The following is a 20353-nucleotide window of genomic DNA, read 5'->3' as shown; positions in this document are numbered from 1 at the left end:
GCGGGGTCTCCGGGAGGCTCGGCCCCCGGAGCAGAAATGACGAAGCGTCCTACGTTCGCGCTTTCCGCGAACATAGGACGCCCAGACGTTACGTGGAGCTGTGGGGATTTGAACCCCAGACCCCCTCGATGCGAACGAGGTGCGCTACCAGACTGCGCCACAGCCCCCCAGTCCTGCGGTGAGAGCCTCACCTCGGGACCGATGAAAGGCTAACAGGTCCGCCCTCGCCGCCGCGAATCACCCCCCACCCAGGGCCGGACGGCCCAGGGGAACGGGAGCCGGACATACCTGGGGCAGGCCGGGACGACCCGGATCTCGGCGGTGACGTTCCTGCTCGTACCCCTGAGAAAGATCAGGCCGGGTGGTGCCGGCCGCCGGCCTCGTAAGGGCGACCACGCAGTCCGCCTCGCCGCCGGTAGGAGACCGAGCCGCCGTTGGCGGCGACCGGAAGGTCGGAGGGTTCCCGGTCCAGGCCCATCGCCGCGCGCCGGACCGCTTCCCGCTGGGTGGCCAGACGGCGCTGGGCCTCACGACGGGCCGCCGCACGACGGGCCTGTTCCCGGCGCACCTCGGCCTGGCGGGCGGCCAGCCAGGCGGCCTCGCGGGCCTGGATGCGGCGGCGACGACGGTCGGCGACGGCGCGGTTGCGCAGGTGGACGAGGTAGAGCGCGAGGAGGCTGCCGGTGACCGCGAAGCTGATCCAGAAGCCGGGGCCGACGGCGAGGACGCCGATCAGTTCGATGGCGTTGAGCAGGACCAGGGCGGCGAAGACGCGGCGGCGGCGGACGACTGCGGGGGTGCCGCGCCGGGCGGGTACGCGACGCCCCGACCGTTTGCCGGTGACCAGGCGCAGACGCCTCTGCGGGGGTCCGGGATCACTCGATGGGGCGGGTACCGTAACCGTGACCTGCCGACCGGGGTTGATCGGTCGTCGTCCGGGCACGGTTCGGCGACGGCGTCGGCGCTGCAGCACCCGCGCCGTCGACGACGCCCGCTCCGCGGCCAGTCGCTCGGTGGCGTCGTACCGGCGCACCAGCGCCGGGGCGAGGGCGAGCAACCCGGCAGCGGCGAGGACGGCGAGGAGCACCGAGGTCGGCACCCTCACTCCTCCCGTCAGTCACGGCAGCCCGGCGGCGTGCGTCGCGGGCCGGAAGTTCCAAACTCCTGCGAGGTTACGGGCGGTAGCTGCGGAATTTCGTGCGCCGCGCCGACAACGGTCCCGCGATCAAGATCATTTAGACGTGCGGATCCGGCGCCACCGGGACAGCAGACCGCCCTCGGCGGCGATCTCCTCACTGGTCATCGCATAGCCGAGATGATCGCGCCAGCCGCCGTCGATGTGCATGTAACGCTGGTGGTAGGCCTCCTCGCGGAATCCCAGTTTCTCCACCACCCGGCGGCTCGGACCGTTCTCCGGCCGGATGTTGACCTCGATCCGGTGCAGGCCGCCCGGACCGAACGCGTGGTCCACCGCGAGCGCCAGCGCGGTCGGGATCACGCCCCGCCCGGCCACCCGATGATCCACCCAGTAGCCCGCGTACGCCGACGCGAACGCCCGCCGCACGATGTTGCCCAGATTGACGTGCCCGACCAGGCGTTCCCGTTCCCCGTCGAGCAGGCAGACCGCGAACGGCATGCTGTCGCCGCGGTTCGCCGCCCGCTTCATGTCCCGATAGACGTAGCCGAACGCGCGTGCCGAATTCATCTCCGCCCACGGGCCGGGCGGCGACGACTCCCAGGGCGCGAGCCACGCCTGGTTGGCGATCCGCACCTCGGACCAGGCCCGGGCGTCACCACGTCGGTAAGGCCTCAGCAGCACCGGCCCATCCGCCAGGACGGCGGGCCATCCGGGGGTGGCCCCGAGCATTCATCGCCTCCGGTCGAGGAGCAACACGTCCACGGTCGAGCCGGCGGCTGCCGTGGTCACCCGTTCACCGAGGACCAGCAGACCGTTGGCTTCGGCCAAACCGGACAGAGTGTACGGCCCACCGGCGAGTGGCTGCACAGTGTAACCACCGCCTCGCCGTTCCGCGACGTGCGCCGGGCGGAACTCGCGCAGCCCGCCGGGTGACGAGACGGTCTCCAGCAGGTGCGCCTTGACGCCGGGACGGAACACCGGTTCGGCCCCCGCCAGGAGCTGGATCACCGGGCGGGCCAGCACCTCGAACCCGATCAGGGCGGCGCCGGGCTCACCGGGCAGGCAGACCACCGGCACCTCCTCGCCGCCGGCCGTGCCGAAACCGAAACAGGTGCCCGGGGAGATCGCCACGTCGGTGAACTCCACCGATCCGCGGCCCGATCCGGGACGGGACAGCACCCGGCGCAGCATGTCACCCGGTCCGGTGCCGCTGCCTCCGGTCGTGATGATCAGGTCGGCGCGCAGGGTCTGGTCCTCGAGCAGGCCGCGCAGTCCCTCCGGATCGTCGTCGCAGATGCCGATCCGGTACGCCATCGCGCCCGCCTCCACCGCAGCGGCGGTCAGCGCGTGCGAGTTGGCGTCGACGACCTGGCCGGGCTGGCTGGGCCGGCCCACGTCGACGAGTTCGTCGCCGGTGGCCACCACGACCACCCGGGGACTGGGCCGGACCAGCACGTGCCCGATGCCGGCCGCGGCGAAGGTGGCGACCATCGGCGGGGAGACGTAGGTCCCGGGGCCGGCGAGCACCTGGCCGACGGCGAGTTCCTCGCCGGCCCGGCGGACGCCGGAACCCCGTTTCGGGGCGTGCAGGATCTCCACGGCGGCCATGCCCTGGTCGGTCCAGTGCACCGGGACGACCACGTCCGCGCCGAGCGGCAGGGGCGCCCCGGCTGCCACCGAGAAGCAGGTGCCGGGGGTGAGGCGTACCGGGCGCCAGCTGGCGGCGCCCAGGTCGCCGACCACGTTGAGCCGCACCGAGCGGCCGCTGTCGAACTGGCCGAACGAGGGATGCGACCCGATGCGCCCGGCCCCCGCCAGGTCTTCCCATCGGGCCGCGTACCCGTCGATCGCGGCCTGGTCGAACGCCGGGAACGGGTGCGGCGCGATCACGTCGGCCGCCAGCACGTTCCCGTGCGCCTGGGTGAGGTCGAGGTCGAGCGGAGGCAGCGCTCGCAACCTGCGCAGCACGCTGCCCAGGTATTCGGCGAGAGGCTTCAGCTCGTTGGCGGCCGCCTCGGGGTCGGCCGTGGCGGTCATCCCTTCTGGCCACCGACGAAGTCGGTGAGCCAGGCACGGAACTCACTCCCCAGGTCGGGGCGCTGGACCGCGAGCTGGACGACGGCCTGCAGGTATCCCAGCGGCATGCCGGTGTCGTACCGGTGGCCGCGGTAGACGATGCCGTGCACCGGGACGCCCTCGTCGAGGAGTGTCGCCATGGCATCGGTCAGCTGGATCTCGCCGCCGGCGCCGGGCTTGGTGTCGTCGATCGTCGCGAAGATCTTCCCCGGCAGGACGTAGCGCCCCAGGACCGCCAGGTTGGACGGCGAGTCCTCCGGCTTGGGCTTCTCAACAAGTCCGGTAATCTTCACGATATCCGTCTTGTCGGTTTTTTCGATGGATGCGATGCCGTAGCGTGAGGTCTCCGACGGCGCCACCTCCATCAGGGCCAGGACGATGCCACCGGTCTCCGCCTGGAGATCCAGCATGTCGGGGAGGAGCGGCTTGTCCTCCTCCACGAATTCATCACCCAGGAGGACCGCGAACGGGTTGTCGGGCCCAACATGTGAGGCCGCCGTGCCGACCGCGTGACCGAGACCGAGCGGCTCGCCCTGCCGCACGGTGTAGATGTCGGCCAGTTCACTGGTCCGGCGTACCGCCGCCAGGCGCTCCTTGTCGCCCTTCTCCTCCAGCCGCTGCTCCACGTCGGGGCGGCGGTCGAAGTGGTCGACCATCGAGGTCTTGCCGCGACCGGTGACCAGCAGGACGTCGGTGATGCCGGCCGCGGCCGCCTCCTCGACGATGTACTGCAGCACCGGCCGGTCGACGACCGGCAGCAGTTCCTTGGGCACGGCCTTGGTGGCCGGCAGGAACCGCGTCGCGAGGCCGGCAGCCGGGATCACCGCCTTGACCGCACGCTTGTTCGTCGTCATTCAGTCACCGCACCTTTGCTCCGATCGTGCCCGGACATGTCGCCGAGACTATCGGCCGCGGGCCTGCCGCGGAGGCTGTGGCCCACCGGACGTGGTCGTGGCCGGATCGAATTGCCCCTCCGGCACACCTGGGGAAACCCGTTCCGCCAGACGATAGGTGTCGCGGCCGGAGTTCTTCGCCGCGTACAGCGCCTCGTCGGCGACCTCCAGGACCTCCTGGGCGGTGCTGCCGTGCTCCGGGAAGACCGCGACGCCGATCGAGACGGTGATCGAGATCCGGTCGTCCAGATCGGGACGGCGCGGATCGACCGGCACCGGCCAGTCCCGGACCGCCGCGCCCAGACGCTCGGCCACGATCACCCCGCCGTACGCGTCGGTCTCCGGCAACAGCACCACGAACTCCTCGCCACCCTGGCGGAACGCCACGTCGACCTCCCGCAGACCGACCCGGATCCGCCGCGCGAACTCGCCCAGCACCAGGTCACCGGCCGCGTGGCCGTACGTGTCGTTCACCTCCTTGAAGTGGTCCAGGTCCAGCACCAGCACGGTCAGCATCCGCCCGAACCGGTTCGCCCGCTCCACCTCGCGGCGCAGCACCTCGCGCAGATAGCGGTAGTTCCACAGACCGGTCAACGGGTCGGTCAACGACAGCCGCTGGGCCTCCTCGTGCACCCGGACGTTGTTGACCGCGACGCCCGCCTGCCCCGCGAAGGTGCGCAGCGTCCGCATGTCGGCGTCGTCGAAGTCCGGTCCGCCCAGCCGGTCGTAGAGCGCCAGCACCCCCAGCACGCCCGGTTCCGGCTCGATCTCGGCGAGCAGCGGGTCGGAGCTGGGCGGCGCGCAGATCGGCACGGCGAGATACGACTCACAGGCCGGTTCGTCCCCGGCCGGGCCGCCCGGTCCACGCATCGGCGCCCCGGTGGCCGCGACGGTCCCCAGCACACCCCGGCCCGGCACCAGGCGGCGCTGGGTCAGTTCGGTGCCGCCCACGTCCCACTCTCCGGTCAGCCCGGCACCGCAGCGCGCGGCCAGCCGCCCGTCCCCCGGATCGGCCAGCAGGATCAGTCCGGCGCGGGCGCCGGTCGCGGTCATCGCGGTCCGCAGGATCACCGGCAGGATGCGGTCCAGGTCGTGGGTGCTGGACAGGGTGTCGCCGAGGATCGCCAGATGCCGGCGCAACTGGTCCCGGCTGGCGGTCAGCGCCTGCACGTAGGACTGCAGCTCCCGGGTCATCCGGTTGAACGTCCCGGCGAGCCGGCCCAGCTCGTCCGGCCGCGGGATCGGCACGCGGGTGTCCAGGTCGCCGTTGGCCACCCGGTCGGCCGCCCACGCCAGATCACCGAGCGGCCGGGTGGTGGAATGCGCCAGCCAGCGGGCGGCGAGCACCGCGAGAGCAGCGGTGACCAGCACGATCAGGGGCAGGACGGCGTACTTCAGGGTCGGTTCCCCGGTCGGCACGGTCAGCGTGAGCGGCAGCGGGCGTCCCGGCTCGGCGGCGAGCCCCCGGCCGGCCGAGCCCTCCGGCGGCACGACGCCGGCGCCCAGGGCGACGCTGACCCCACTGACCTCACCCAGCCGGTCCAGCAGGGCGGGATCCACACGCTGGGCGGCCACAACGGTGACATCATCGGTGTACGCGGCCGCGGAAAGCGCCGTGACCTCCGCGCCGGGCGCCGTCTCCGGTGCCGCACAGTCCTGCCAACCCGCCTCGTACGCGTTCTCCGGCACCGCGGCGGCCCGGGCCACACTGTCCGACGGGGCGCTCAGCGTCTGATCAGGAGCGGACACCTGAATGGCCGTAGCGAGCCCGCGCACGATCAACTGCTCCTTGACCGCCGTACGGTCGCCGGGCGGAACCACCGCGACGGCGTCGGCCGCGGCCTGCAACTGACGGCACACTGAACTCAGCGCGGCGCCGACGGTGCTCGCGGCGTGGTCGAGCCGCTCGTCCGTTCGTTCCCGGCTCACAGCGCCGACGGTGAGGGCGACGAAGATGGATCCGAGCAGGACCGGACCTAGCACGACCACCAAAAACGCACTGGTGAGCCGGCCACGTAGTGTCACACATCCTCCCGGGAGTGGCCCTCTTTGGAGCGATGCTGACATAGTGTGCACCGTTTGCCGCTTTTCGAAAGGGGGTGTTGCATGTCGCATTTGACCGATGACGCGGAAAAATCACCACAAAACAAGATCACGCTCCGCGCTCGCCTGCTCACGGCCCGTCGTGCACTCTCCCCCACAGACCGGGCGCACGCCACTGCGGCACTGCGGAACCACATCCTTTCCCTCGTACGCGCCGAAGCCCCGTCCACGATCGCCGCCTACGTCCCCCTCGGCGCCGAACCGGGCGGCCCCGACCTCCCCACCGTGCTGGCGCGGGCTCTCCCGCCGGGCGGCCGCCTGCTCCTGCCCGTGCTGCTCCCGGACAACGACCTCGACTGGGCGGAGTTCACCGCACCCCGCGCCCGACCGGACGGCCCCGAGCCGCCAGAGGGTCCCGGGCAGGTGGAAGGCCCCTGGCCGGTGGTGGAAGGTCCCGGGCAGGTGCTGGAAGGTCCCGGGCAGGTGCTGGAAGGCCCCGGGCCGGTGGAAGGTCTCGCATCGACGCGGAATCCCGGATTGGCGGCCGGCCCGCGAGGACTCCTCGAGCCCACAGGCCCTCGCCTGGGCCCGGACGCCATCCGCTCGGCAGACCTGGTCCTGCTCCCCGCCCTCGCAGTAGGCCGCAACGGAATCCGGATGGGCCGCGGCGGCGGCTCCTACGACCGGGTCCTGGCCCGCCTGGCTACCCCACCCGGGCCATCCGAGTCATCCGAGCCGCTCTCCACCGCGCCCGAGCCGCACTCCACCGCACCCGAGCCGCACCCGACACCACCTGAACCGCACCCGACACCGCACGGGCCGCACCCGACACCGCCCGGGCCGCATTGCGACCGCCCGTTGTGGGCCTCGCAGCCCGGCCAACCGTCCTGGAGTCCGCGATCCGTCCGGGCACACCGAACCCCGCTCGTCGTGGCGCTCCTGCACGACGGCGAGGATGTCGACGAGGTCCCCGCCGAACCGCACGACCGCCCGGTCCACGGTGTGATCACGCCCACTCGGGGCTTCGCTGAACGCCCCGCTCCGTGACCGGTTCTGCCTCAACCCCGCGTCCGAGTGGACGAATTGACCTCCGATGGCGCAACATTGGCACTCGGACTTGGCGAGTGCCAGCAGCCGAATGATCCGGAGGAGCCGTGCCTACCTATCAGTACGCCTGCACCGAGTGTGGTGAGCAGCTCGAAGCCGTGCAGTCGTTCTCCGACCCGGCTCTGACCGAGTGCCCGAACTGCCAGGGCAAGCTCCGCAAGGTCTTCAACTCGGTCGGCATCGTCTTCAAGGGTTCGGGTTTCTACCGCAACGACTCCCGCGCGGGCAGCGTCAGCGCCGAGAAGCCGTCCAGCGGATCGACCTCGGAGTCCTCGACCCCCAAGAAGGCCGACGATTCGTCCTCGAGCTCGTCCTCGTCGACTTCGACGTCGTCGTCCTCGACCTCTTCGTCGTCCTCCTCGCCCTCGTCGTCTTCTTCGTCGAGCAGCACAAGCGCGGCCGCAGCGTCCTGAGCCTCGCGCTCTGATCCTCGCGCTCTGAACCTCGCACCCTGAACCTGCCCCTCTGAGTGCCATGCCCCGAGCCGAGGCTCCAGGGTTCCGCTCTCTGAGCCCGGGCTCTGAGTTCCGCTTCGAGCCCGGGGTTCCGAGTTCTGTTCTGAGGTTCAGCCCTTGAGTTTCATGCTTCAGCCAGAGCGCCGGTCCACTTCACGGACCGGCGCTCGCGCTGTCGTGCCCGTCCATCCCACCGCTTCACGGACCGGCGCTCGCGCTGCCGTGCCCGTCCATCCCACCACTCCGCGAGCCCGGCTGGCGGTTATCCACATTGCGTGGCTGTCCACAGGGCCGGAGCGCCGGCGCCGCGACTTCTCCTAGCGTCTGAGCCCGTCCCCGCGCTGTCCGGCGCGGTACCGGCCGTGCAGGAGGTGGTCGCCATGCCCCGTTCCGCCAAGGGCTCCGACGAACGGCTGGACCCGGTTCGCTGGCGCGCTCCGAGCCGAGGTTCTCTGCTGCGTCTCGGCGCCGCTGCCGTCCTGTTGAGCACCGCAGCCGCCGTCGCCTGGTCCCAGCCCGCCACGTGTGCGTCTACAGCCCCGGACGCCCCGTCCCCGGCAGCCTCCGGCGACATCGGCCCTGAAGGCACCTCAACGGGCTCCAGGACCTCCTTGACCGGCTCCGACAACGCCGATGGCACTTCGACCGAAGCCGGGGCCATCTCGACCGATTCGGGGAACGCCCCGACCGATTCCGGGGGCGCCTCGGCTGCCTCGAACGGCGCAGGGGGCACGTCGACCGGCTCCGGGGACGACTCGACCGGTTCCGGCGCCGTCCTGACAGGCTCCGAAGCCACGGGCACGAGGCCGGATCCCGCGCCGGTCATCCCCGAGGGCCACGTCGGCGTTCCGATCCGCCTGGCCGACCCGACCGCCTTGAGTGTCGTGCGCCCCGGCCACCGCGTCGATCTGCTCCGCCTGTCCGACACCGACGGCGGCGCGAACACGCCGATCGCCGAGTCCGTCCTGGTCCTGGACGTCACCGGAGCGGACGATCCGGTGCTCGGCGGCCTCCTGCTGGCCCTCGATCCCGAGCGTGCCCGCACGGCGCTCTCGTCGCCGGGCCGAGGTTTCGCCGTCCTGATCAAACCCAGCGCATGAGGGATATCCGGCACCCCCTGATCGGGGCCCGGCGGAGCGCACCGTGATCGAGCGGTCGAGCGTCGCGGGTTCAGCCCCAGTGCGGCGGACGGTCGTCGAGCAACCGGTCGTCATTGGAGTAGTCGCGCTCGCCCCAGCCCCGCTCGGTGTCGTCACGAGTCTGCTCGGGGAGCACCGGAGCCTCATCGGAATCGAAGTCGACTTCGCGTTCGCCGTCGTTGTCGCGATCCGGCTCGTCCAGGATGTCCACGACTACGAGGGTAAGCGGACGGCCCGGCGGCCATCATCCCCCTCCGGCTGTACCGTCGGTGAACGTGAGTTCCCCCACCAGCGAACCGGCCGACGACTCGTTCTGGCAGCGGCCCTCTCCGGACGCCGCCTCGCTAGGCCGCCCGGAGCCGGTCGAGCCGACCACGCCGGAGCCCGCCGGCTACGCGGGTCCGCCACGGACCGACAATCCGACCCCGGCGTGGCGGCCGGCAACGATCGCTCATCCGCCGCCGCCACGCCCGATGCCGTCGCAGGACATCGACGCCCTCGACGAGGCCGAGGGCTCGGCGCGCACCGTGACCTTCGGGGTCGGGCTGGTCACGGGTGCGGTCGCCGTCGTCCTGATGTGCCTGCTCTGCGCGCGCGTCCTGTTCTGATCAGCCCGCTCTGTTCTGATCAGCCCGCTCTGTTCTGATCAGGTCGCTCTGCTCTGCTCTGATCACGCCGTTCGGCGCGGGCCGATGCCGCGCGGGCCGCGCCGGGTCCTTCCCCGGACCGAACCGATCAGCAGGAGCCTGGACTGATCAGTAGGAGCCCCACACCGCCGTCGCGCCGGAGTCTCCGGTGAGGAAGATGTAGTACGCGGAGAACCCCGCAAGAACCAGCAGCACCACGCCGAACGCCAGGTCCGCCACCTTGGGCAGTGCTCCCGGCTTGCGGGTGGTCAGCACGACCAGGATCAGGCTGAGCACGCCGAGCGCGAGGGACAGCAGGAACGTGGTCTGGCCGTAACTCATGTGCTCGTCGAGGATCACCTTGCCCGCGGGCGAGACCCGTTCCTCGGCGATCAGCCGCTCGTAGAACGCGGTGCCGGAACGCATCGTGATCAGCGCGGACACCGGGGCGGCTATCGCCAGCAGCCCCACCGCCCAGCCGGTCTTCGGCCGCCAGGGGCCGACGAACGCGTACAGCACGGCGCCGAGACCCAGCAGCGGCACGAAGATCACTGCCGCGTGGAGCACGAGAATGTGCACCGGTAAACCGTTGACCTGGTCCAACACCATTTCCTCCTCGATCAGGGTGAGCGCAAGCTTATGAGTTGTCTGACGAGGCAAACATCCTTGGCGCCCATCCGTTACCGGGCTGTCGCGAAGGCGGGCGCGTCCGACCGCCCCACACGACGGTCGCCGGTGTGACGACGACCCGTATTGGTGAATCGGCCACAACGTGTTGTCATGGACCGATGTCCACCGGTGAAGAGCTGCTCCGCAAGCACGGTCTGCGGGTCACCCGCCCACGCCTCGCGGTGCTGGAGATCCTCACCGCCGGCGGGCACCTGGAGGTCGACGACATCACCCGGCAGGTGCGGGCCCGCCTCGACTCCGTCTCCACTCAGGCGATCTACGACGTGCTCGGCGCGTTCTCCCGAGCCGGACTGGCCCGCCGGATCGAACCCGCCGGCTCCCCGGCCCGTTACGAGGCCCGGGTCGGCGACAACCACCACCACATCGTCTGCCGAGGCTGCGGCAGGATCGCCGACGTGGACTGCGCCGTCGGCGAAGCACCCTGCCTGACGCCGGGCAGCGCGCACGGTTTCGAGGTCGACGAGGCCGAGGTGACCTTCTGGGGTCTGTGCCCGGTCTGCCGCACCCGCCGCGACGAGGAGAGCGCGGGCTGACCGCCCCGCTCCCGAGCACAGACGCGACAACAACCGTCGCCGAAACCGAGCCCGGTCAGGACGCCCCGGGCTCGGTCAGCCTCTCCACCGACGCCCACGGATCCTTGGCCACGGCGTCCGCCCCCGCCGGACACACCTTGCGGAAATCGCACCAGCCGCAGAGAGTGCCCGGATTGGTGGGGAACTCGTCGTCCGGATCCGCGCCCGCCGCCACCGCCTTCTCCGCCGCCATGATGTCGGTGGCCGTCTCCTCCGCCCGGCGCAGCTGACGGGCCAGCGACTCGTCGGTGTGCTCGTGCGCGGCGACCGTCCCGGTCGGCAGGTGGTGCAGTTCGACGCGACGGCAGGGACGCCGGAAGACCCGGGACGCGGCATACGCATAGAGGGCGAGCGCCATCGATCCACGGGCGTCGTCGTCACTCAGCCCGGCCCGCCCGGTCTTGTAGTCGACGATGACCGCCTCCGGCCCCTCCGGACCGGTCCGCCCGTCGATCCGGTCGGCCCGCCCGTTCAGCGCCAGGATCGACGTCTTCGTCGCCACCACCCGTTCGACGCCGAGCGGCTCGTCCGACGGGTCGAGGCCCGCCACATACGTCTCCAGCCAGTCCAACGCTTTGCGGTACGCCACCCGCTCCTGCTCGACGTCGCGGTATCCCTCGCGTACCCACGTGGATTTGAGCAGCCCGGGCAGCACCTCCGTGCCGCGGCGCTCGGTGGGCAGCGCATACCAGTTCTTCAGGGTGGTGTGGACACTCGCGCCGAGCGAGTTGTGCGCCCACGGTGGGCCCTTGGGTGGGGTGGGCCGATCGATGTAGGAATATCGATAGCGCCGCGGGCAGTCCGTGTAGGCGCCGAGCTTGCTCGGCGTGCAGACGAAGAGCCGCTCCGGCATGCCGGCGAAACCCAGCTGCTCGGGGATGGCCCGGCGGTTGGCGGTGGAACGGTTGGGGGGCACACGACAATCCTGCCAGCACCCCCCGACAAGACCTCAGAAGCGGGGCGCGTACAACTCGACGAAAGCGAAGATGGCATCCGCCATGAGCTGCACCGCGATGGCGGCGAGGAGCAGGCCGGCGATCCGGGTGAGCACCTCGATGCCGGCCGGGCGCAGCAGCCGCACGATCACGCCGGAGAACCTCAGGACCAGCCAGACGGTGGCCATCACGGCGACGATCCCGGCCGCCAGGACCAGGTATTCGTCGATGCTCTGGGCGCGCTGCACGTACAGCATGGTCGCGACGATCGCGCCGGGCCCGGCGAGCAGCGGGGTGCCGATCGGGACCAGGGCGACGTTGCTGGTGCCGATCTGGTCGACGGGCTCGTCGGTCTTGCCGGTGAGCAGCTGCAACGCGACCAGGACCAGCAGCAGACCGCCGGCTGCCTGCAGGGCCGGGAGCTGGACGTGCAGGTAGTCGAGGAGGGTTTGGCCGGCGACCGCGAACCCGACGATCACACCGAGGGCCAGCAGGACGGCCTGGGTACCGGCCTTGTTGCGGGCCTTCGCCGGCAGGTTTCCGGTGAGGGCCAGGAAGACGGGGACCATGCCGGGCGGATCGACGATCACCAACAGCGTCACAAAGAACTCGCCGAACAGCTTGACATTCACCCGATCAAGGTAGGGCCAGGTTCTCCTGGACGCAGGCCGGTGCGGCGATCGTCACCCCAGGACGGGCACTCCGGTCGCCGCCGACACGAGCTTCTCGAACGTCTCGGGGGCGGTGAGGAAGGCCCCCAACGCGACGGTCTTGTGCGTACCGTGAAAGTCGGAAGATCCGGTGACGGCCAGGCCGAGCCGTTCCGCCAGGGCCCGGATCTGGGCGCGTTCCGCGGGTGAATGGTCCTCGTGGTCGGCTTCCAGGCCGAACAGTCCCTCGTCGGCCAGTGCCTCGATCAGCTCGTCGGACACCACCCGGCCCCGTTTGCTCGCCCGGGGGTGGGCGAACACGGCGACGCCGCCCGCCGCCCGGATCCCGCGAAGAGCATCGAACACATCAAGATCTTCCTTGGGTACGAGATAACGGGCCCCCAACCACTCGGACGCGAACGCCTCCGCGGTGGTGGCGACCAGTCCCGCCCTGATCAGCGCCTGCGCGATGTGCGGCCGTCCGACGGATCCGCCGGCCGCGTACCCCGCCACCTCGTCCCACGAGATCGGCACGCCGTCGGCCCGGAGATTGTCGACGATCCGTTCGCCGCGGCGGGCCCGATTCTCGCGCAGTCGTGCGAGTTTCCCGGCCAACACCGGCTCGGCCGGGTCGAAGAGGTAGGCCAGCAGGTGCAGGGCGATCGGCCATCCCGGTGCGCCGTGCCAGATGCAGGACAGCTCGGCACCGCGCACCAGCGTCAACCCGGTCGGCCGTGCCGCTTCGGCCTCGGCCCAGCCGCCGGTGGTGTCGTGGTCGGTGATCGCCATCACGGTGAGACCGGCCGCGGCCCCCGCCCGCACCAACTGGGCAGGGGTCAGCGTGCCGTCGCTGGCCGTCGAGTGACAGTGCAGGTCGATCCGGGCCGACAGGTCAGGCGTCGTCGTCGTCTTCCTTACCGAGTCGTGCCTCGACCGCCTGCGGCTCATACATCTCCTCGACGACGCGGAGGTAGAGCTCGTTGGGGTTGGGCAGGTGCTTGACCTCGCGCAGAGCCTGGTCCTGACCGGCCGACTCCAGCACGAACGTGCCGTAGCTGAGCATGCGGCCGAGCGCGGACTGGGTGTACTTCATGTCGGTGACCCGGCCGAGCGGCATCATGGCCACCTTGCGCGTGACGATGCCGTTGACGACCATCACTCGCTTGTTGGTCAGGATGAACCGGTCGAAATACCAGTCGAAGACCTTCCACGCGACCCAGCTGATCACGCCGAGCCAGATCAGCACCGCGACGGTGACCAGACCGTCGACGTTCTGCCGGGTCAGGAACCCGGCGAGATAGCCGAGGACCAGGGTGGCACCGGCGGCGATGCCGAGCGGGCCGGTCAGATGGATCCAGTGCCGTTTCCACTCACCGCGGTAGCGCTCGGTGGGGAAGAGGTAGCGGGCGACCAGTGTGGTCGGTTCGTCCTCCAGAGGGAGGAACCGCCGGGGGCCGCCACCGCGGTCGAGGCCTTCCAGCTCCTCCTCGGTGAAGCTGGGCGGCTCGTACTCTTCCGGCTCGTCGTAGAGATCCTCGGCCGTGCGCCTGCGGCCGCGAGCGGCGTAGGCGGCCTCGTCCGCGTAGGGATCTGTCCCGTAAGGGTCAGCGCGACCGGTCGCGTACTGAGGATCGTTGTTGAATGCCGGGTCTTGATAACCGAAGTCATCGTCGTCCCGAGGGCGCCGGGCGCCCTCGCCTCTCGGTTGGCGCGGCTCACCAGGATCCATGTGGTGATGCTATGCGACGAGGTCGGTGAAGAAAGTGCCGAAGCCGCGCGCGATGTCGGCGATCGTGCCTCCGAGAGACTCGAAGACCGCCGCGGCGGATCTCGGGTTGAAGGCGATGAAGAAGATCAAGAATGCAATACCAAGCCAGGTGAGGACCTTCTTGATCATGGCGGGCCTTCTCCTCCGGTGCGGGTGACGTTCAGCGCCGCGGCAGTACTGACGGTATCAGCTCCGTCGCTTCGTGTGAACAAAGTGCCCAGAAAGCCGATGTCCATAGCGGCAGGTCACCCCCGGAAGGGTCAGACACGACCGTGCAGATATGGCGACGGAGCTCCGAACACCAGCTCGGGCGGCACTCCCTCGGACAGGTCGTGCAGGACGACGTGTTCCGCGAGAAGGTAGCCCGCGCTTGCCGGCCACGCTACCGCATAGAGCCACATTCCTTTGGCCTCACTCACGTACGCGCTGCGGTCCTCAGGGGACTTGACGCACCACAGTGGAGTGGGATGCCCAGCAGCCTTGATCTTGGCATGTGGACCCGAGTGAGCACTCTCGGCACTGAGCGCCTCGGTGATCAGATGTCCGGGATCGATCCCCGAGATGCCGGCGAAGCGCGTACCCAGCCCGACACCGGGCTGCTCGGCGATCAGAACGAGATCCGCGGGACCACCGCCGAACGGCTCCGGGCCACTGCACGCGACCGCCGTGGCGCTCACCCCGAAACGGTCGTCGCCGGACCAGCCGATGCCGGTGACCATCCAGCCCGGCGGCAACGGCCACAGGCACCAGACGGGCATCCGCGCCGCACTCGACGAGGTCTCCCGCAGGACCGTTCCGATGATCTCCGCACTGATGTGATCGGCGACGTGGAACGGCGGCACGTCACCGCAGTCGTCGCATCGCCAGGCGCTGTGCATCAGGTCCGGCTTGCGAACCTGAGCAGCACATCTGGGGCAACTCACCGGGACAACCACACCCCATACCGTGCGGGTCGGGCGAGCCGCCGTCAAGCGAATCGGCAGAACCCGGACCTTTACTGATCAGCCGGGCGGGGGACCCGCGTGTGCCCTGATCCATGCATGCATGGCGATGCCGCTGGCGACCCCGGCATTGATCGACCTCGTGGAGCCGTACTGGGCGATCGAGAAGAGCTGCGAGCAGGCCGTACGCGCGGGATCCGAGAGCCCGGGGCCCTCCTGCCCGAAGAGCAGCACGCAGCGCTCGGGCAGCGTGGTGGTCTCCATCGGCCGCGATCCAGGCAGGTTGTCGATGCCGATGATCTCCAGATCCGCACCCCGCGCCCAGTCCACGAACTCCTCGATCGTGGCGTGGTGCCGCACGTGCTGGTAGCGATCGGTGACCATCGCGCCCCGCCGGTTCCAGCGCCGCCGGCCCACGATGTGCACCTCCGCGGCGAGGAAGGCGTTGGCGTTGCGGACCACGGTGCCGATGTTGAAGTCGTGCTGCCAGTTCTCGATCGCCACGTGGAAGCCGTGCCGCCGGGAGTCGAGATCCGCGACCACCGCCTCGCGCCGCCAGTACCGGTAGCGGTCCACCACGTTGCGGCGGTCACCCTGCTCGAGCAGGTCGGGATCCCAGTGGTCACCGACCGGGAGTTCACCGGTCCACGGGCCCACGCCGACCTCGGCAACGCTGTCGGTGATCTGGTCCTCGCCCGTAGTCATGGGGCGATAGGCTACTCATCCGGCCCGCGAGTGATCAGCGGTGGTCGTGAGTCGACCCTGACGAAGGGGAGACGCAATGAGCGGCGGGGCCCTCCCCGGCACCCGCCGCCCACGCTCTGTTGGGAAAGAGTTTGCCTCACCGTCCGTATCCATGTGAAGGACTTTCAGGTGTGACGCAGGTCACTGTAAACTTAGTTTACATGAAGTCGCCTGAGATGGGCTCGCTCCCACAGCGCACACATAGGCTGGACAAATCGCCTACATCCCACAATGGCGGACCGAACACGCGGCCCCAGGGTGTCAGCAATCAGACACCGCATGCCTACTTTCAGTTACCATGGGTCGCCCCCAACCTCCCCGCACGAGGTGCTCCAGGACACGCTTGGGCGCGGCCGGAGCGGGAATGCAGAGTGGGTGACGGGGGTTCCACTGGACGAAAGCGATTCCCGCAGACGGAGGCATCATGGCGACGGTTGCGCTGACCACAGCGAACTTCGACGAGGTCACCGGCAAGGACGGCATCGTCCTGGTCGACTTCTGGGCCAGCTGGTGCGGGCCCTGCGTCCGCTTCGCACCCACCTACGAACGCTCCTCGGAGAAGCACCCGGAGATCACCTTCGGGAAGGTCGACACCGAGGCCGAGGCGGAGCTGGCGGCCAAGTTCGCCATCCGCTCCATCCCGACGATCATGGCCGTCCGCGACGGTGTCGTGGTCTACGCCCAGCCGGGCGCGATCCCCGAGTCGTCGCTCGAGAGCCTGATCGAGAAGGTTCAGGAGCTCGACATGGACGAGGTGCGCGCGCACGCGGCGGCCCGGCAGAAGGGCGCCGCGGCTCCGGCCAAGGCTCCCGCGGACGCCAAGGCCCCGGCAGCCAAGGCCCCGGCGCCCAAGGCTCCGGCAGCCGAGGCTGCGACCTCCGAGGCCGAGAGCCCGGCCGCCGGAACCCCGGCGGACGCCCCGGCCAAGGCTCCGGCCGCCGAGAGCAAGGCTCCGGCCGAGGCGCGGGAGGAACCGGCCACCGTGGCCGGCTGACCCCGACGATCACGGGAGGCCCGTGGACCGGATTCTCCGGTTCGCGGGCCTCTTTCGTACCCGCCGAGGGATCTTCTGATTCTGCGGCTCCACGACTCGGGGATCCGCATGGACAGCAGACTCGAACATGTGTTCGAATGACTGTCATGCGCTGGTCCCACCTGTCGGTTTCCTCCGGTGACGGCTCGCTCCCGGCGGGGGCGGCGCCGGCGGCACCACCCCTGCCGCTGGCGCTGCCCGGGGCGACCGTCCGCACCTTCGACACGCCGGATTTCGCGGGCATGACGTTCTACGAGGTCCGCGCCAAGTCTTTGATCAACCGCGTTCCCGGCGCCTCCCGCGTGCCGTTCGAGTGGACCGTCAATCCCTACCGCGGCTGCTCCCACGCCTGCACCTACTGCCTGGCCGGCGACACCCCGATCCTGCTCGCCGACGGATCCACCCGACCGCTCGCGCAGCTGCGGCCGGGCGACGCGGTGATGGGCACGATGGGCGCCGGCCCGCACCGGCGCTACGTCCCGACCACCGTGCTCGACCACTGGTCCACCAGCAAACCGGCCTTCCGGGTGACCCTGGCCGACGGCACCCGCCTCGTCGCCAGCGGCGACCACCGCTTCCTCACCGACCGCGGCTGGCGGCACGTCAGCCCCACCGAGACAGGCCGGCCCGCCCTCGCCGTCGGCGACCTGATGTTAGGCGTCGGCCGCTTCGCCGAGCCGCCCAAGGAGTCCCCCGACTACCAGGCCGGATTCCTCTGCGGCCTGGTCCGGGGCGACGCCGCGAGCGACGGCTCGAGCCACGAGGGCGACGCGTGGATCCGCGCCGACGGCTACCTCGGCGACATCTCGCTCACCGAGGCGCTGCGCTGGCCCGGCGCACCGACGACCGACTGGCATCGGGGGTTCCTCGCCGGTGCGTTCGGTGCCGTCGGACGCACCGACCGGCTCGCCGTCGTCTTCGAGAGCGGCGACCGGTTCTACCTGGCCCGCGTCACCGAGTCCCTGACCCGTCTGGGCCTGATCGCCCGCAGCCCGGTCCGTGCCCGTCCCGGCCACCGGCACGGTCCCGTTCAGGAGCCGTCAGCCGGTCGTGTGGAGACCGAGAGGCACCTGGAGGCGGCGTTGCGCTTCCGCCACCTCACCGGCGCCGCACAGGCCCGTCTGGACGCCTCCGGCGTCGGCGTGCGCACCGACCGCCGGCTCGCCGTGGCCGACATCGAGGACCTCGGCCTCACCCTCCCGCTGTTCGACATCTCCACCGGCACCGGCGACTTCATCGCCGACGGCGTGGTCAGCCACAACTGCTTCGCCCGCAACACCCACACCTACCTCGACCTCGACGCCGGCCACGACTTCGACACCCGCGTCATCGTCAAGGTCAACGCTGGCGATCTGATCCGCCGCGAGCTCGCCGCGCCCCGCTGGACCGGCGCCCCGATCGCGATGGGCACCAACGTCGACGTCTACCAGCGGGCCGAGGGTCGCTACCGCCTGATGCCGGAGATCCTGGCCGCCCTGCGCGACCACGCCAACCCGTTCTCGATCCTCACCAAGGGCACGCTGATCCTGCGCGACCTCGACCTGCTCCGTCAGGCCGCCGAGGTCACCCGGGTCGCCCTGTCGTTCTCCGTCGGCTTCCTCGACGAGGCGATCTGGCGCTCCGTCGAACCCGGCACCCCCAGCCCTCGCCGCCGCCTCGACGCGGTTCGCCGCCTGACCGACGCCGGCTTCCCGGTCAGCGTCCTGATGGCCCCGATCCTCCCCGGCCTGACCGACACCGACGAGTCCATCGACGCCACCGTCGCCGCCATCGCAGCCGCCGGCGCCACCAGCGTGACGCCACTCCCCCTGCACCTGCGTCCCGGCGCCCGCGAGTGGTATGCGTCCTGGCTGGCCCGCGAACACCCGCACCTGCGCCCCCGCTACCGCGAACTCTTCGGCAACGGCTCCTACCTCCCCCGCACGCGGCAGGACGAGATCAACGCTCGGGTACGCATGGCCGCCCGCCGCCACGGCCTCCACCGGCCGGACGCGGCGGCCGCTCGTCGGGTGGCCGCCCGCGAGGAGGCTGCGGACGTGGCTTTCGGTTTCAGCTTCGCCGCGGAGTCCACCCCAGTCAGCGGGTCAGTGGCCAGCACGTCAGCAGCCAGCACGTCGGCGGCCAGCGGGTCGGCGGCCAGCACGTCAGCAGCCAGCGCGTCGGCGGCCAAGCCCAGCTCCGCCGCCGTTCCTGGCCGCGCCGACGCCGGCGGTTCCGTTCCCGCTGCCGGCCCCGGTTCCGCCTCCGATCCTGACCTTGGCCCTGCCACTGCGTCCAACCACGACCCCGGTACCGGCCTTGGCTCCGGCTCCGGCTCCGGCTCCAGCTCCAGCTCCAGCTCCAGCGAGTCTCGGCTGCGTCGAGCTGCTGAGCTTCGGCCGGCCGGTCAACGCCATCAGGCGGAGCATCCCGATCAGCTCACCCTGCTGTGAGGCTTCCGCGGGTGGTCGCTCGGTGGGGTTGCGGGAGCCCTCGTGCTGCGGCAGACCCGGACCAACGGGATCGAAAACAGGTGGCGGCGGCAAGTGGGTGACGGCCATGCTCGATGCCAGCAGGTGAGGCCACACCAGCTGAAACGTGAAACGGCCAGCCATACGCTCGCGCCATCCCTGGGCGGCGAGCGGGCAAGTGCCGTCATCGACGGACGGTCGTGCCGCCGCCAGCGGACACCGCACTTTCTTCGCCGTAACTAAACCTTGTCCGCTGTCACTGAATCATCGCCGTCACTGAAGCGTCGTCGCCGTAACTAGATCTTCTCTGTTGTCACCAAGTGGTCGTAGCGCCGTCGGCGCACATCGGCCGGTCCCGCCATGCCCAGATGCGGCTGCGGCTGCGGCTGCGGCTGCGGCTGCGGCTGCGGCTGCGGCTGCGGCTGCGGTGGAGAACTACCCGCCCTCCTCGACGAAAGGCCAGACCGTTTGCGAAAGAGTCAGCTTTTTGTTCAGAACTGGAGTGCTTTGTTAGGAATCGGAACGCCTGATCGAAAACAGCTTGAGGAGTGAGGGAGCGGGCTGGAGAGCCCGCCACCGCTGCCAGTTCGACCAGGTCAAACAGGCCACCTTGTTATGAGGGCCGCTCACGGGGGAGCGATCACCATGAACATTTTCACGGTAGGCGACGGGCCGGGTAAGCCACCCAACCTGTCCTGCCCACTCGCTGATTCGTTCATCAATTTTCATCCGGCCGCGTCACCGCGGCTTTCGCACGGCTCTACCGTCTTCCGGCCGCCTGTGGCCAGCGGTGACTGCGGGGCCGACTCATGAGATCGACATCCACGGAATCGAGATCCACGGGTCGGGTCTTCATTGATCGACGGAGTAGCGCCAACTCCGGGTAGGCCGCGACGGCACGTTCCGGGCCGGGTCGGAGAGTCCGACTCCGGCTCGGACATCGGGTAGACCCCGGCGATACGTTCCGGGCCGGGTCGCATCGGGTCCGGGCGGGTCCGACGGGTCAGGTCAGGCCGCGTCAGGTCAGGCCGAGCCGGGTCAGGCCGAGCCGGGCCGGATCGTGTCGGGCCGGATCGTGTCGGGCCGGATCGTG

19 protein-coding genes, 1 tRNA gene and 5 pseudogenes are annotated in these 20353 nt (G+C 70.3%); 9 read left to right on the top strand and 16 right to left on the bottom strand.

Going from position 1 to position 20353, the window contains the following annotated elements; translation table 11 throughout:
- Positions 1-93 precede the first annotated feature (93 nt).
- The 6 genes from QSK32_RS18425 to QSK32_RS18400 all read right to left on the bottom strand — a co-directional run bounded on the left by QSK32_RS18425 (position 94) and on the right by QSK32_RS18400 (position 6174).
- Positions 94-167 (bottom strand) — tRNA-Ala (locus tag QSK32_RS18425).
- A 185-nt stretch (positions 168-352) separates the two neighbouring features.
- The gene (gene sepX, locus QSK32_RS18420) at positions 353-1105 is read right to left on the bottom strand and encodes a divisome protein SepX/GlpR (protein ID WP_285472614.1); all 753 of its coding nucleotides are present in this window, start codon (positions 1103-1105) and stop codon (positions 353-355) included.
- A 126-nt stretch (positions 1106-1231) separates the two neighbouring features.
- On the bottom strand, positions 1232-1867 hold the full coding sequence (locus tag QSK32_RS18415; protein ID WP_045740082.1) for a GNAT family N-acetyltransferase: 636 nt from the start codon (positions 1865-1867) through the stop codon (positions 1232-1234).
- Complete coding sequence (locus QSK32_RS18410) at positions 1868-3175, bottom strand: molybdopterin molybdotransferase MoeA (protein ID WP_045740083.1); 1308 nt, start codon at positions 3173-3175, stop codon at positions 1868-1870.
- Complete coding sequence (locus tag QSK32_RS18405; RefSeq protein WP_045740084.1) at positions 3172-4068, bottom strand: UTP--glucose-1-phosphate uridylyltransferase; 897 nt, start codon at positions 4066-4068, stop codon at positions 3172-3174. The genes QSK32_RS18410 and QSK32_RS18405 overlap by 4 nt, the downstream gene beginning before the upstream one ends.
- A 48-nt stretch (positions 4069-4116) precedes the next feature.
- Positions 4117-6174, bottom strand: a complete 2058-nt coding sequence (locus QSK32_RS18400) for a diguanylate cyclase (protein WP_083448749.1) — start codon at positions 6172-6174, stop codon at positions 4117-4119.
- A 39-nt stretch (positions 6175-6213) separates the two neighbouring features.
- On the opposite strand from QSK32_RS18400, the pseudogene QSK32_RS45735 reads away from it, so the two are divergent.
- The 4 pseudogenes from QSK32_RS45735 to QSK32_RS18390 form a co-directional block, all read left to right on the top strand.
- Positions 6214-6516 (top strand): annotated as a pseudogene (locus QSK32_RS45735) (5-formyltetrahydrofolate cyclo-ligase); the annotation flags it as partial.
- Between the two features lie 171 nt (positions 6517-6687).
- Positions 6688-6858 (top strand): annotated as a pseudogene (locus QSK32_RS45730) (5-formyltetrahydrofolate cyclo-ligase); the annotation flags it as partial.
- Between the two features lie 210 nt (positions 6859-7068).
- Positions 7069-7197 (top strand): annotated as a pseudogene (locus tag QSK32_RS45725) (5-formyltetrahydrofolate cyclo-ligase); the annotation flags it as partial.
- A 107-nt stretch (positions 7198-7304) separates the two neighbouring features.
- Positions 7305-7397: pseudogene (locus tag QSK32_RS18390) on the top strand (FmdB family zinc ribbon protein); the annotation flags it as partial.
- 62 nt (positions 7398-7459) lie between these two features.
- Here QSK32_RS18390 and QSK32_RS18385 read toward each other — a convergent pair.
- The gene (locus tag QSK32_RS18385) at positions 7460-7648 is read right to left on the bottom strand and encodes a hypothetical protein (protein ID WP_285472749.1); all 189 of its coding nucleotides are present in this window, start codon (positions 7646-7648) and stop codon (positions 7460-7462) included.
- 675 nt (positions 7649-8323) lie between these two features.
- Between QSK32_RS18385 and QSK32_RS18380 the strand changes: the two genes are divergently transcribed.
- Positions 8324-8812 (top strand): hypothetical protein, encoded by a 489-nt coding sequence (locus tag QSK32_RS18380; RefSeq protein ID WP_285472612.1) that lies wholly within the window; start codon positions 8324-8326, stop codon positions 8810-8812.
- Positions 8813-8882: 70 nt separating this feature from the next.
- Here QSK32_RS18380 and QSK32_RS18375 read toward each other — a convergent pair whose 3' ends face one another.
- Entirely contained in the window at positions 8883-9062 is a 180-nt protein-coding gene (locus tag QSK32_RS18375) for a hypothetical protein (protein WP_045740087.1), read from the bottom strand.
- 64 nt (positions 9063-9126) lie between these two features.
- On the opposite strand from QSK32_RS18375, the gene QSK32_RS18370 reads away from it, so the two are divergent.
- Positions 9127-9459, top strand: coding sequence for a hypothetical protein (locus QSK32_RS18370; protein ID WP_045740216.1), 333 nt, complete (start codon positions 9127-9129; stop codon positions 9457-9459).
- 147 nt (positions 9460-9606) lie between these two features.
- Here QSK32_RS18370 and QSK32_RS18365 read toward each other — a convergent pair whose 3' ends face one another.
- A complete protein-coding gene (locus QSK32_RS18365) occupies positions 9607-10056 on the bottom strand; it encodes a hypothetical protein (protein WP_245673795.1) in 450 nt (149 codons plus the stop codon).
- Between the two features lie 209 nt (positions 10057-10265).
- Here QSK32_RS18365 and QSK32_RS18360 point away from each other — a divergent pair, with 209 nt between their 5' ends.
- Positions 10266-10700 (top strand): Fur family transcriptional regulator, encoded by a 435-nt coding sequence (locus QSK32_RS18360; protein ID WP_045740089.1) that lies wholly within the window; start codon positions 10266-10268, stop codon positions 10698-10700.
- A gap of 55 nt (positions 10701-10755) precedes the next feature.
- Here QSK32_RS18360 and QSK32_RS18355 read toward each other — a convergent pair whose 3' ends face one another.
- The 7 genes from QSK32_RS18355 to QSK32_RS18325 all read right to left on the bottom strand — a co-directional run bounded on the left by QSK32_RS18355 (position 10756) and on the right by QSK32_RS18325 (position 15738).
- Complete coding sequence (locus tag QSK32_RS18355; protein ID WP_285472736.1) at positions 10756-11592, bottom strand: RecB family exonuclease; 837 nt, start codon at positions 11590-11592, stop codon at positions 10756-10758.
- Positions 11593-11688: 96 nt separating this feature from the next.
- Positions 11689-12306: a MarC family protein gene (locus QSK32_RS18350; RefSeq protein WP_045740091.1), complete on the bottom strand. Its 618-nt coding sequence runs from the start codon at positions 12304-12306 to the stop codon at positions 11689-11691.
- Between the two features lie 51 nt (positions 12307-12357).
- Positions 12358-13215, bottom strand: a complete 858-nt coding sequence (locus tag QSK32_RS18345) for a PHP domain-containing protein (protein WP_211275270.1) — start codon at positions 13213-13215, stop codon at positions 12358-12360.
- A gap of 1 nt (position 13216) precedes the next feature.
- The gene (locus QSK32_RS18340; RefSeq protein ID WP_045740093.1) at positions 13217-14053 is read right to left on the bottom strand and encodes a PH domain-containing protein; all 837 of its coding nucleotides are present in this window, start codon (positions 14051-14053) and stop codon (positions 13217-13219) included.
- 9 nt (positions 14054-14062) lie between these two features.
- Positions 14063-14221 (bottom strand): hypothetical protein, encoded by a 159-nt coding sequence (locus QSK32_RS18335; RefSeq protein ID WP_014447648.1) that lies wholly within the window; start codon positions 14219-14221, stop codon positions 14063-14065.
- A gap of 131 nt (positions 14222-14352) precedes the next feature.
- A complete protein-coding gene (locus tag QSK32_RS18330) occupies positions 14353-15015 on the bottom strand; it encodes a DUF6758 family protein (RefSeq protein WP_353050977.1) in 663 nt (220 codons plus the stop codon).
- 78 nt (positions 15016-15093) lie between these two features.
- On the bottom strand, positions 15094-15738 hold the full coding sequence (locus tag QSK32_RS18325; protein WP_285472611.1) for a TrmH family RNA methyltransferase: 645 nt from the start codon (positions 15736-15738) through the stop codon (positions 15094-15096).
- 463 nt (positions 15739-16201) lie between these two features.
- Here QSK32_RS18325 and trxA point away from each other — a divergent pair.
- Together trxA and QSK32_RS18315 are read left to right on the top strand one after the other, a co-directional pair.
- Positions 16202-16549 (top strand): annotated as a pseudogene (gene trxA, locus QSK32_RS18320) (thioredoxin); the annotation flags it as partial.
- A 368-nt stretch (positions 16550-16917) separates the two neighbouring features.
- Positions 16918-19242, top strand: coding sequence for an intein-containing Rv2578c family radical SAM protein (locus QSK32_RS18315; RefSeq protein ID WP_285472610.1), 2325 nt, complete (start codon positions 16918-16920; stop codon positions 19240-19242).
- The last annotated feature ends 1111 nt before the right edge of the window (positions 19243-20353 follow it).

Origin of the sequence: Actinoplanes sp. NBRC 101535 (assembly GCF_030269225.1) — a bacterium.
In the GTDB taxonomy this organism is placed as follows: domain Bacteria; phylum Actinomycetota; class Actinomycetes; order Mycobacteriales; family Micromonosporaceae; genus Actinoplanes; species Actinoplanes rectilineatus.
This window is presented reverse-complemented; position numbering and strand designations above follow the sequence as displayed.

Coding starts and splice junctions, on each gene's coding strand:
- QSK32_RS18340 (WP_045740093.1), bottom strand. CDS start 14,053: ATGGATCCTGGTGAGCCGCGCCAACCGAGAGGCGAGGGCGCCCGGCGC.
- QSK32_RS18360 (WP_045740089.1), top strand. CDS start 10,266: ATGTCCACCGGTGAAGAGCTGCTCCGCAAGCACGGTCTGCGGGTCACC.
- QSK32_RS18400 (WP_083448749.1), bottom strand. CDS start 6,174: ATGTCAGCATCGCTCCAAAGAGGGCCACTCCCGGGAGGATGTGTGACA.
- QSK32_RS18410 (WP_045740083.1), bottom strand. CDS start 3,175: ATGACCGCCACGGCCGACCCCGAGGCGGCCGCCAACGAGCTGAAGCCT.
- QSK32_RS18315 (WP_285472610.1), top strand. CDS start 16,918: ATGCGCTGGTCCCACCTGTCGGTTTCCTCCGGTGACGGCTCGCTCCCG.
- QSK32_RS18405 (WP_045740084.1), bottom strand. CDS start 4,068: ATGACGACGAACAAGCGTGCGGTCAAGGCGGTGATCCCGGCTGCCGGC.
- QSK32_RS18355 (WP_285472736.1), bottom strand. CDS start 11,592: ATGCCGGAGCGGCTCTTCGTCTGCACGCCGAGCAAGCTCGGCGCCTAC.
- QSK32_RS18335 (WP_014447648.1), bottom strand. CDS start 14,221: ATGATCAAGAAGGTCCTCACCTGGCTTGGTATTGCATTCTTGATCTTC.
- QSK32_RS18415 (WP_045740082.1), bottom strand. CDS start 1,867: ATGCTCGGGGCCACCCCCGGATGGCCCGCCGTCCTGGCGGATGGGCCG.
- QSK32_RS18325 (WP_285472611.1), bottom strand. CDS start 15,738: ATGACTACGGGCGAGGACCAGATCACCGACAGCGTTGCCGAGGTCGGC.